Origin of the sequence: Nocardioides sp. (genome assembly GCF_047606145.1) — a bacterium.
Lineage (GTDB): Bacteria > Actinomycetota > Actinomycetes > Propionibacteriales > Nocardioidaceae > Nocardioides.
The window spans coordinates 1-9,287 of sequence record NZ_JASGET010000122.1 but is presented as its reverse complement, the minus strand read 5'-3'; the positions used below and the strand labels follow the sequence as shown (position 1 = coordinate 9,287).

Sequence of the window (9,287 nt, the reverse complement as noted above, 5' to 3'; positions counted from 1 at the left end):
GCCGCGTCGGCGAGTCGCCCGGTCGCGACCGGCGTCCCGGACAGCGCGCGCACCTCGGCGGCGTGGCCGGGGCCGACCAGCGTGGCCACCGCGCCCGGCTCGTCGCGTGGGTCGCCGAAGCCGCTGACGTGGTCGTAGACCGCCGCGAGGTCGTTGCGGCGGCCGAACTCGCCGTCGCTCAGCGCCAGCATCGCCAACCGTCGCTGGGTAAGCATGAGGTCGTGGACGGCACCGGAGGTCGTGGCCTCCAGCCCGGCCCGGTCGAGCTCGCCGTCGGCGTACGCCTGCCGAGCCGCCACCAGCTCGGCCGGCGGCTGGAAGCTGCCGTGATGGTCGATGTGGTACTTGAAGTCGTCGGCCATCGCGCTCAGCCCTTCGTCGCGCCGGCCCAGGCCGGGAAGTCGGTCTGGAAGCCCGCGTCGGCCACGATCTGCTCCACGATCCTCTGGTCCTCGCTCGGGCTGCCGCCGGAGACGCCGACGCCGCCGACGATGACACCGTCGCGCTTGAGGGTGTAGCCGCCCATGGTGGCCACGATCGGGTGCTGGCCCATCCGGCCGACCTGGGTGAAGAAGACCGGGTCGGACTCGCGCCAGTTCTCCAGCATGTACGTCGGCCGTTGCATCACCGCGGCCGAGTAGGCCTTGGAGAGGGCGATCGACGGGGTCATCGGCCGCGCGCCGTCCATCCGCTCGACGAGCACGGCGAAGCCGCCGTAGTCGACCACCGCGATGCTGAGCGCCTTGCCGAGCTCGATCCCGAGCCGACGGGCGTCGTCGACCAACCTCCGGGCGCTGTCGAAGTCGAGGGTCATGCCGGTACCTCCACGAATACCTTGGTCAGGAACCGCCGCAGCGCGGCGTTGAACAGATCGGGCGCCTCCCAGTACATCGAGTGCGGGGCGCCGGGGACGAGCTCGACGTGGACGCCCGGCAGCAGCGCGGCCGCGGTCTCGATCGTCGGCTTGGACAGGACGGCGTCGAGCTCGCCGGAGAGCAGGCACAGCGGCAGCTCGGCGGCGGCGAGCTCCTCGACCGTCGGGCCGTCGGTGTTGAGGTGGCGCAGGTCGGCCATGCCGGCGACGTTGAAGGTGCCGAACTGCCGGAAGAGGAACGTCTTGGCGGGATCGGCCTCCCGGAACGCCGGGGTGAGCAGCCGGTCCAGCACCGGGATGGCGTCGGCGGCGGCCCGGTCGGCCTTCACCCGCTCGGCCAGGTCGGGATGGCTGATGCCGCCGAGCGAGGCGGCCAGCACCACACCCGCGACCAGCTCGGCCCGCTCGGCCTCGTCGAGCAGCATCGCGGCGCGCAGCGCGGCGGCGGCGCCGACCGACTGGCCGACCAGCACGGCGGGACCGATCCCGGTGGCGCGCAGCGCGGGGTCGCGCAGCACCGCGAGGATGTCCTCGGCGGTGTTGGCCGTCTCGGGAGTGCCGTCGGGTCGGGTGACCACGTCGGAGCGGCCGAAGCCGCGCAGGTCGAGGGTGATGACCGAGTAGGAGCCGCGCAGCGCCGGCACCTGCTGCCACCAGGCGGCGTGGTGGCCGCCGGAGCCGTGCACCAGGAGCACGGCCGGCGGGGGAGCGTCCCCCGGGCCGGCGGCGAGCCCGTGCGCCTCGTAGTAGATCCGGGTGCCGTCGGCGGCGGTGGCGAACCTGGCCAGGTGCTTGACGGGCTCGCTCACAGCTGCGCCCTCGCCTCGTCGGCGCTGTTCGCGCCGCGCTTGACCGTCGCCTTCTCGACGTACTCCTTGACCTCCGGCGCGCCTCCGGGGCGGCCGGCGTGGTAGACCAGCTCGATCATGGTGTGGTCCGGGTCGTGGATGTAGCAGAACAGCGAGCGGTTCTCCGGCCGGGAGGTGATCCGGGTGTGCCGCACCCCGATGTCGTCGAGGTGGGCCATGAAGCCGTCCCAGTCCTCCAGCTCGACGGCGAAGTGGTACGGCGCCATCCGGTCCATCTCGTCGATCGGGGTGAAGTGCAGGTCGAAGTTGCCGCGGGTCATCAACAGCACCTTGGTGTTGGACTTGGGCGTGATCGCCTTCATCCCGAAGACCTTGCCGTACCACTCCCGGGTGCGGTCGATGTCGGTGGTGGGGAAATTGACGTGGTGGATGTAGGCGGGTGCGTTGCTGCTCATCACTTCTCCATACGGGGTCGGGCCGCGGTGAGCGGCGGTTGCGCTGGACGGGAACGGTCGGGCACGGGTCGATCCGCGACGACGGGGTTGATCAGACTGCCCAGGCCGGTGACCTGGATCTCGACGGTGTCGGAGACGTCCATGCCGACCGCGCCGTCGGTGCCGAGCCAGAGCACGTCGCCGGGCGACACGGTGCAGTACGAGGCGATCTCTACGAGGAAGTCGACGGCGTCGAAGAGCATGTCGCCGGTGGCGAAGCTGGCCCTCTTCTCCCCGCTGATCAGCACCGTGGTGGTCGCGTCCATGACGTCGACCGCGGTGTCGATCCACGGCCCCATCGGCTTGAACGTGTCGGCGTTCTTGGCGCGCCAGAAGCTGCGGTCGGCGTGTTGCCAGGTCCGGGCGCTGACGTCGTTGCCGATCGTCCAGCCGAAGATCGCCGCGGCGGCCTCGTCCCGGCCGCAGCGATACAGCGGTGCGCCGATCACCGCCACCACCTCGGCCTCGGTCTCGAACCGGCCGGTCACCTCGGGCGGCTTGCGGATCGGCTGCAGGTGACCGGTGAGTGCGTTGACCGCCCGGTAGTTGGGCTCGGGCCGGGTCGGCACCTCGATCGGGTTGCCGAGGGACCGGGCGTGCTCGACGTGACGGGTGTAGTTCATCCCGACGGCATAGAACGTCGAGGGGATCACCGGCGGCAGCCACCGCAGGGTGCCGACGCCGAGACGGCGGCCGGTCCGCCGGTGCTCGCCGAACGGCGACCCGTCGACGACGCTGACCACCGCGTCCTCGCCCGTCCCCTCGACGATCCCGAAGCTCGGCGTACCGCCGTCGTCGAACCGGCACCACCGCATCAGATGGCCAGCTTGTGCGAGATGCGCTTGGTCTCCAGGTAGTCGGCGAGTCCCTCGTAGCCGCCCTCGCGGCCGTGACCGCTCTCCTTGAAGCCGCCCGACGGCGCCTGCGGCACCGAGCCGCCGACGTGGTTGACCGACAGGATGCCGGCCTCGAGCTCCCGAGTGAGCCTGGCCGCGAGGTCCGCGCGATGGGTGAAGCAGTACGCCGCGAGCCCGTAGGGCAGCGAGTTCGCCTGCGCCAGCGCCTCGTCCAGGTCGGCGTAGCGCAGGATCGGCGCGATCGGCCCGAACGGCTCCTCGCGGAGCACCCGGGCCTGGGCCGGTACGTCGGTGAGCACCGTCGGGGCGTAGAACCAGCCCGGTCCCGCCAGGGCGGTGCCACCGGTCGCGACCCGGGCGCCGAGGTTGGTGGCGTCGGCGACCAGGCCGGCGACCGCCTGCCGGCGGCGCTGGCTGGACAGCGGGCCCATCTGGACACCGGCGTCCAGCCCGTTGCCGACCACCAGCTGCTCGGCGGCGGTCACGAAGGCGTCGGTGAAGGCGTCGTGGATGTCCTCGTGCACGAAGAACCGGCTCGGTGAGGTGCACACCTGGCCGGCGTTGACGAACTTGCCCCGCACGCACGAGCGGGCGGCGGCCGCCGGGTCGACGTCCGGGCAGACGATGACCGGCGCGTGGCCGCCGAGCTCCATGATGGTCGGCAGCATCCGCTGTGCGGCCAGCCCGGCGAGGTGCTTGCCCACCGGGATGGAGCCGGTGAAGGCGACGAACCGGGTGATCGGCGAGGCGATCAGGTGCGTGGAGATCTCGGCCGGGACGCCGAAGACCAGGTTGAGCACCCCGGCCGGCAGCCCGGCGTCGTGGAAGGCCCGCACCAGCGCGACGGCTGTCGCCGGGACCTCCTCGGAGGCCTTGATCACGATCGAGCAGCCGGCGGCCAGCGCCGCCGCGATCTTGCGCATCGGGCCGCCGATCGGGAAGTTCCACGCGGTGAACGCGGCCACCGGACCGACCCCCTGGTGGACCACCGAGAGCATCTCGTCCGGGCCGGTCGGGATGATCCGGCCGTAGGCACGCCGGCCCTCCTCGATGTTCCAGTCCAGCTGGAACGCCGCGCGCTGCACCTCGCCGGTGGCCTCGCGCAACGGCTTGCCGGACTCCAGCGTCATCACCGGGCCGATCTGGCCGGCGCGCTCGCGCAGCAGGTCGGCGGCGCGCGCCAGGATCGCCGAGCGGGCCTCCACCCCGGTGTCGCGCCACGCCCTCCAGCCGCGATCCGCGGCGGCCAGCGCGGCGTCCAGGTCCGCGGCCTCGGCGACCGGGACCTCGCCGACGACCTCGCCGGTGGCGGGGTCGTAGACGGGTTCGCGGCGGCTGCCGGAGCCGTCGGTCCACGCGCCGTCGATGTAGAGCTGGATCGGCGGGTAGACGGGGGCCTCGACGGCAGCGGATGCGGGCACGGTACTGGTCATTCGGTGGTCTCCCGGTCGCGGTTGGTCTCCAGCACCCACAGGTGGTGCGGCGGGGTGGTCTCGTGGACGGTGGTCGGGTAGCTCTCGTCGGCCCGGTCCATGTCGGCGGCGTACTCGACCCGGCCGCCGGCCGGATTGTGCACGAACCGGAAGAAGTTCGAGCCGACCGTGTGCCGGCCCAGTCGGCGGGCCTCCCGCCATCCCTTCTCGATCATCTGGTTGCCGCCGAGGATGACCTCGTCCATGGTCGACACCTCGTAGGAGGTGTGGTTGGTGCCGGCCCGGTCGGGCCGGTGGCACAGCAGGATGGTGTGCTGGTCGAGGTCGCCCTCGGCCTGCATGAACGTGCCCATCGGCAGCACGTCGTCGGTGATCCGGAAGCCGAGCCGGTCGACGTAGAAGTCGACGGCCTCGCGCCGTCCCTGCTTGGGGATGTTCCAGGCGACGTGGCAGATGCGCAACGGGTGCACCTGGTCGGGGCTGGGCAGCCACCGGTTCCAGCGCTCGACGTTGCCCATCACGTTGCGCGGCTGCGGGACGACCTCGACCTCGGTCACCTCGGCGAGCGCGAGGCCGAGGCCGAAGCCGGTCTCGTCGTGGGTGTGCGCCACCCCCGCCTCGTCGAGGACGACCTCGCGGTCGCGGCGCAGGTCGGCGACGAGCGCGTCCAGGTGCTCCCGGTCGTCCACGCCCCAGACGATCTCCCGGATCCCGGGGCCGTTCTCGACCGCGGGCGGCAGCGTCGGGTCGTCGATCCGGCGCAGCTCGACGACCTGGCCGACCCGGGTGCGCAGCTCGGCGCGATCGGAGGTGACCAGCGTGGGGGTGAGCCCGAAGTCGGTGAAGAAGCGGACGCACGTCTCCAGGTCGTCCACGCCGTAGACGGCACGCTCGATTCGCAGGATCGCCACGCGGTTCAGTTCTCCTCGGGTCCGGCCAGGGCCGAGGGCGCTCCCCGGTCCTTTGCGAGCCTAAGGAGTGTGATCGGCGCCCTTCAATGGCAACGGGCCTCGTGCGGCGAATGCTTAGGTGACCGATTTCGTACGGCGGCCGGGACGGTCGGTGGTCCGGGCGATCGGTGCGGCGATCGGTGCGGATGATCGGCGCCGGCGGATTCGGCAACCAAAGCTGAACCGGATCGGTCGTTGTGACGCGTGCCACGGCTGCCTACCGTGGTACTAATTCGATTTAGTAATCACGGAACGAGGAGCGCGCAGATGGCAGCACCGACCCTTCAGGACGGACTCGAGGCGGCTGGGTCCGCGGTGAACCTGCTCTGGAAGCCGAACGCGGCGCCGTGGACGCCGGAGGTGATCGAGCCGGAGTACGCGGGCTGGAAGGTCGAGCAGGCCTCCTGGTACGACTCGGTGACCATCGCGGACCTGTCGCACCACATGTCCGACACCTTCATCACCGGTCCGGACGCGACGGCGATGCTGCGCGCGGTGAGCGCCAACGACTACGAGTCCTTCGCCATCGACCAGGCCAAGCAGTTCGTCACCGTCGCCGCGGACGGGAACATCATCACCGACGGGATCCTGCTGCGCACCGGCGAGCAGGCCTACACGCTGAGCGGCGTCTCGGCCGCGCAGAACTGGGTGAAGTACTGGGCGGGTGCGGGTGGCTACGACGTCGCCTTCGAGACCGATCCCGAGTCCTCGGTGCGGGGCAAGGACGATCCGCGGCTGTTCCGGTACCAGATCCAGGGCCCGCTGGCCGGCGAACTGCTGGCCGATGTGCTCGGCGGGCCGTTCCCGGAGGTGAGGTTCTTCGGCTCCGCGATGGTCGAGATCGCCGGACGGCCGGTGCGCGCGTTGCGGCACGGCATGGCCGGCCAGGCCGGTGGCGAGCTGATCGGCGACTATCGCGACGCCGCCGTGGTGAAGGAGGCGCTGATGCGGGCCGGCGAGCCGCTCGGCCTCGTCCACCAGGGTGCGTGGTCCTACCCGACCGCCAGCCTCGGCAGCGGCTGGATCCCCTCGCCGACTCCGGCCATCTACACCGACGACTCGCTCACCGACTATCGCAGGGGCGTCTCACTGTTCTCCTACGAGGGACAGAAGGCGCTCCAGGGCAGCTTCTACTCGCCCGCGATCGAGGACTACTACTGCTCGCCGTACGAGCTCGGCTACGGCCGCTCCATCTCCTTCAACCACGACTTCATCGGTCGCGAGGCCCTGCTCGAGGCCCGGGAGCACGCCCCACGCACCAAGGTCACGCTGGTCTTCGACATCGACGACGTCACCCGGGTGCTGGGCGAGGATCCGGGGTTCGTGCACCACTACTGGCGCAACCGGGTCGAGCCGGTCGGTCGACCGGGCACGCTCGCCGGACTCACCTTCCAGACCGGGTGGCTGGACCCGGTCGGCACGGTGATGGCGCTGACGCTGATCGACAAGGAGCACGCCATACCCGGCACCGAGGTCGAGGTGGTCTGGGGCCAGCACCCGGGAGCCGGCACGGCGCCCGACGCCGATCTGGGCTTCCCGCGACTGCGTGCCACCGTCGCACCGGCGCCGTACGACGTCCTCGCCCGCACCGGCTACCGTGACCGCGCCTGAGCCGGTCCGGGCCGTGTCGGACCCCGTGACGGAGCCCGTGACGGAGCCGGTGACGGAGCCGGTGACGAGTCCCGCGATCGAGGAGCGGATACGGCGAGGATCGAGCCGGGTCGAGCTCCTCACCGGCGCGTCGGTGGAGATCACCGCGGCCGACCGCGCCCGGCTGCCCGAGGCGGCCAGGCTGCTCCCCGCCGGGACGCGGGTGCATCTCACCTTCCTGGGCGGCGAGGCGGCCACCGAGCGTGAGGCCACGGCCGGTGCGGTCGCCGACCTCGGGCTGACTCCGGTGCCGCACCTGGCCGCCCGCCGGATCCGCTCCCGGCCCGAGCTCGTCGGACATCTGGATCGGCTGGCCGCCTGCGGGGCGGGCGAACGCGCCTTCCTCGTCGCGGGCGACCCGCCGCATCCGCTCGGACCGTACGACGACGCGCTGGCACTGCTCGACTCCCCGCTGCTGACCGGCCACCGAGAGCTCGGCGTCGCCGGGTATCCCGACGGTCATCCGGCGATCGCCACCGAGACGCTGTGGCGGGCGCTGGCGACCAAGGCGGCGGTGCTCGCCGCCCGCGGTCAGGCCGGCAGCGTGGTGACCCAGTTCGGCTTCGACGCCGATCGGGTGCTGGGCTGGATCGCCGAGGCCCGCCAGCGCGGCGTCGAGCTGCCGGTGCGGGTGGGAGTCGCCGGTCCGGCCTCGGCCCGAAAGCTGCTTCGCTTCGCCGCCCGCTTCGGGGTGGCCAGCAGCGCCGGTATCGTGCGCAAGTACGGTCTCTCGCTGACCAACCTGCTCCAACCGGCCGGGCCCGATCGCTTCGTCGAGGCGCTCGTCTCCGGCTACGACCCCGTCAGGCATGGCGAGGTCACCCTGCACCTGTACACCTTCGGTGACCTCCCGCGGGCCGCGGAGTGGCTCGCCGTCGCCCTCGACCGGAGTCGTCCATGACCCAGCCCAGCAACCCGCCCACGAGTGAGTCCCTGCGCGCGCCCCAGAGTGCGTCCGGGAATGCGTCCGGGAATGCGTCCGCCAGGCCCGGCGCCGCGCACGCCTCGTTGCTGGTCACCGGGAGCGACCGCACCGGCATCGTCGCGGCGGTCGCCGAGGTGCTGGCCACCCACGGCGCCAACATCGTCTCCCTCGACCAGTACTCCGACGATCCCCAGGGCGGTGCCTTCTTCCAGCGGACGGTCTTCAGCCTGACCGACCATCCCACCCTGGCCGCCGCGCTGCCGACGATCGAGGCCGACCTGCGGGCCCGGCTCGCGGACGGCTTCGCGCTCGAGGTGGTGCTGCGCGACCTCTCGGTGCCCAAGCGGGTGGCGATCTTCGCCAGCCGGCAGGACCATTGCCTGCTGGACCTGCTCTGGCGACACCAGCGCGGCGAGCTGCCGGTGAACATCGCGATGGTGATCTCGAACCATCCCGACGTGGCCGACGAGGTGCGCCGGTTCGGGATCCCGTTCGTGCACGTGCCCTCGTCCGGGCCGGACAAGTCGGCCGCGGAGGCGGAGCATCTGCGGCTGCTGGCCGGCAACGTGGACTTCGTGGTGCTCGCCCGCTACATGCAGATCCTGTCCGGTGAGCTCATCGCCCGGCTCGGCGTGCCGATCATCAACATCCACCACTCCTTCCTGCCGGCGTTCATCGGCGCGGCGCCGTACGCGAAGGCCAAGGAGCGCGGCGTGAAGCTGATCGGCGCCACCGCCCACTACGTCACCGAGGACCTCGACGAGGGTCCGATCATCGAGCAGGACGTGGTCCGGGTGACCCATGCCGACACCGCGGACGACCTGCGCCGCCGTGGCGCGGACGTGGAGCGCGACGTGCTCTCCCGGGCGGTGCTGTGGCACGCCCAGGACCGGGTGATCAGGCACCACAACCACACCATCGTGTTCGCCTGAGCCGTCCGGGCCGAGCGCGCTCCGGCGCCCGGTCGGCCGGTCACACGGTGCCGCCGGGCACCACCCGGGCCGGGGCCGGCTCCGGGCCCGGCCCGGCGATGCCGAGGAGCCGGCGAGCGGTACGGCGACCGTGCGCCTCGGCGTCGATCCGCAGGCTGGTCAGTGGCGGGGTGTGCAGTGAGCCGGGCTCACCGGCGTCGTAGCCCATCACCGCGAGGTCGGCGGGCACCCGCCAGCCCAGGTCGTCCGCGGCGGCCAGCACGCGCAGCGCCACCTCGTCGGAGAACGCCGCCACCGCGGTGACCTCCGGGTGCGCCGCACGCACCGCCGCGCAGGCGGCGGTCGCGGCCGGCCTCGGTCCCG

11 protein-coding genes are annotated in these 9,287 nt (G+C 72.0%); 3 read left to right on the top strand and 8 right to left on the bottom strand.

Annotated features, from left to right (window positions below; translation table 11 throughout):
- The 7 genes from QM638_RS16180 to QM638_RS16150 all read right to left on the bottom strand — a co-directional run.
- Positions 1–362: hypothetical protein (locus QM638_RS16180; RefSeq protein WP_415143482.1), on the bottom strand; the 362-nt coding region annotated here is incomplete at its 3' end.
- Between the two features lie 5 nt (positions 363–367).
- Positions 368–814: a GlcG/HbpS family heme-binding protein gene (locus QM638_RS16175; RefSeq protein WP_415143480.1), complete on the bottom strand. Its 447-nt coding sequence runs from the start codon at positions 812–814 to the stop codon at positions 368–370.
- Positions 811–1,683, bottom strand: a complete 873-nt coding sequence (locus QM638_RS16170; protein WP_415143478.1) for an alpha/beta fold hydrolase — start codon at positions 1,681–1,683, stop codon at positions 811–813. Before QM638_RS16170 ends, QM638_RS16175 begins: the two co-directional genes overlap by 4 nt.
- On the bottom strand, positions 1,680–2,138 hold the full coding sequence (locus QM638_RS16165; RefSeq protein ID WP_415143476.1) for a VOC family protein: 459 nt from the start codon (positions 2,136–2,138) through the stop codon (positions 1,680–1,682). The genes QM638_RS16170 and QM638_RS16165 overlap by 4 nt, the downstream gene beginning before the upstream one ends.
- Positions 2,138–2,992: a fumarylacetoacetate hydrolase family protein gene (locus QM638_RS16160; RefSeq protein ID WP_415143474.1), complete on the bottom strand. Its 855-nt coding sequence runs from the start codon at positions 2,990–2,992 to the stop codon at positions 2,138–2,140. Before QM638_RS16160 ends, QM638_RS16165 begins: the two co-directional genes overlap by 1 nt.
- Entirely contained in the window at positions 2,992–4,455 is a 1,464-nt protein-coding gene (locus QM638_RS16155) for an NAD-dependent succinate-semialdehyde dehydrogenase (protein WP_415143472.1), read from the bottom strand. The genes QM638_RS16160 and QM638_RS16155 overlap by 1 nt, the downstream gene beginning before the upstream one ends.
- An 8-nt stretch (positions 4,456–4,463) precedes the next feature.
- Complete coding sequence (locus tag QM638_RS16150; protein WP_415143470.1) at positions 4,464–5,378, bottom strand: VOC family protein; 915 nt, start codon at positions 5,376–5,378, stop codon at positions 4,464–4,466.
- A 306-nt stretch (positions 5,379–5,684) separates the two neighbouring features.
- Here QM638_RS16150 and QM638_RS16145 point away from each other — a divergent pair, with 306 nt between their 5' ends.
- The 3 genes from QM638_RS16145 to purU all read left to right on the top strand — a co-directional run bounded on the left by QM638_RS16145 (position 5,685) and on the right by purU (position 8,924).
- Positions 5,685–7,028 carry a hypothetical protein gene (locus tag QM638_RS16145; RefSeq protein ID WP_415143468.1) on the top strand — a complete coding sequence of 448 codons (1,344 nt, stop codon included), beginning with the start codon at positions 5,685–5,687 and terminating at the stop codon, positions 7,026–7,028.
- Positions 7,029–7,089: 61 nt separating this feature from the next.
- Positions 7,090–7,968 carry a methylenetetrahydrofolate reductase gene (locus tag QM638_RS16140; RefSeq protein WP_415143466.1) on the top strand — a complete coding sequence of 293 codons (879 nt, stop codon included), beginning with the start codon at positions 7,090–7,092 and terminating at the stop codon, positions 7,966–7,968.
- The gene (purU, locus tag QM638_RS16135) at positions 7,965–8,924 is read left to right on the top strand and encodes a formyltetrahydrofolate deformylase (RefSeq protein WP_415143464.1); all 960 of its coding nucleotides are present in this window, start codon (positions 7,965–7,967) and stop codon (positions 8,922–8,924) included. The genes QM638_RS16140 and purU overlap by 4 nt, the downstream gene beginning before the upstream one ends.
- Positions 8,925–8,964: 40 nt before the next feature.
- Here purU and QM638_RS16130 read toward each other — a convergent pair.
- The coding region (locus QM638_RS16130) for a substrate-binding domain-containing protein (RefSeq protein ID WP_415143462.1) at positions 8,965–9,287 on the bottom strand (323 nt) is incomplete at its 5' end.

Bases quoted from the DNA above. Each gene is read 5' to 3' on its own strand.
- QM638_RS16175 (WP_415143480.1), bottom strand. From the start codon at position 814: ATGACCCTCGACTTCGACAGCGCCCGGAGGTTGGTCGACGACGCCCGT.
- QM638_RS16165 (WP_415143476.1), bottom strand. From the start codon at position 2,138: ATGAGCAGCAACGCACCCGCCTACATCCACCACGTCAATTTCCCCACC.
- QM638_RS16160 (WP_415143474.1), bottom strand. From the start codon at position 2,992: ATGCGGTGGTGCCGGTTCGACGACGGCGGTACGCCGAGCTTCGGGATC.
- QM638_RS16145 (WP_415143468.1), top strand. From the start codon at position 5,685: ATGGCAGCACCGACCCTTCAGGACGGACTCGAGGCGGCTGGGTCCGCG.
- purU (WP_415143464.1), top strand. From the start codon at position 7,965: ATGACCCAGCCCAGCAACCCGCCCACGAGTGAGTCCCTGCGCGCGCCC.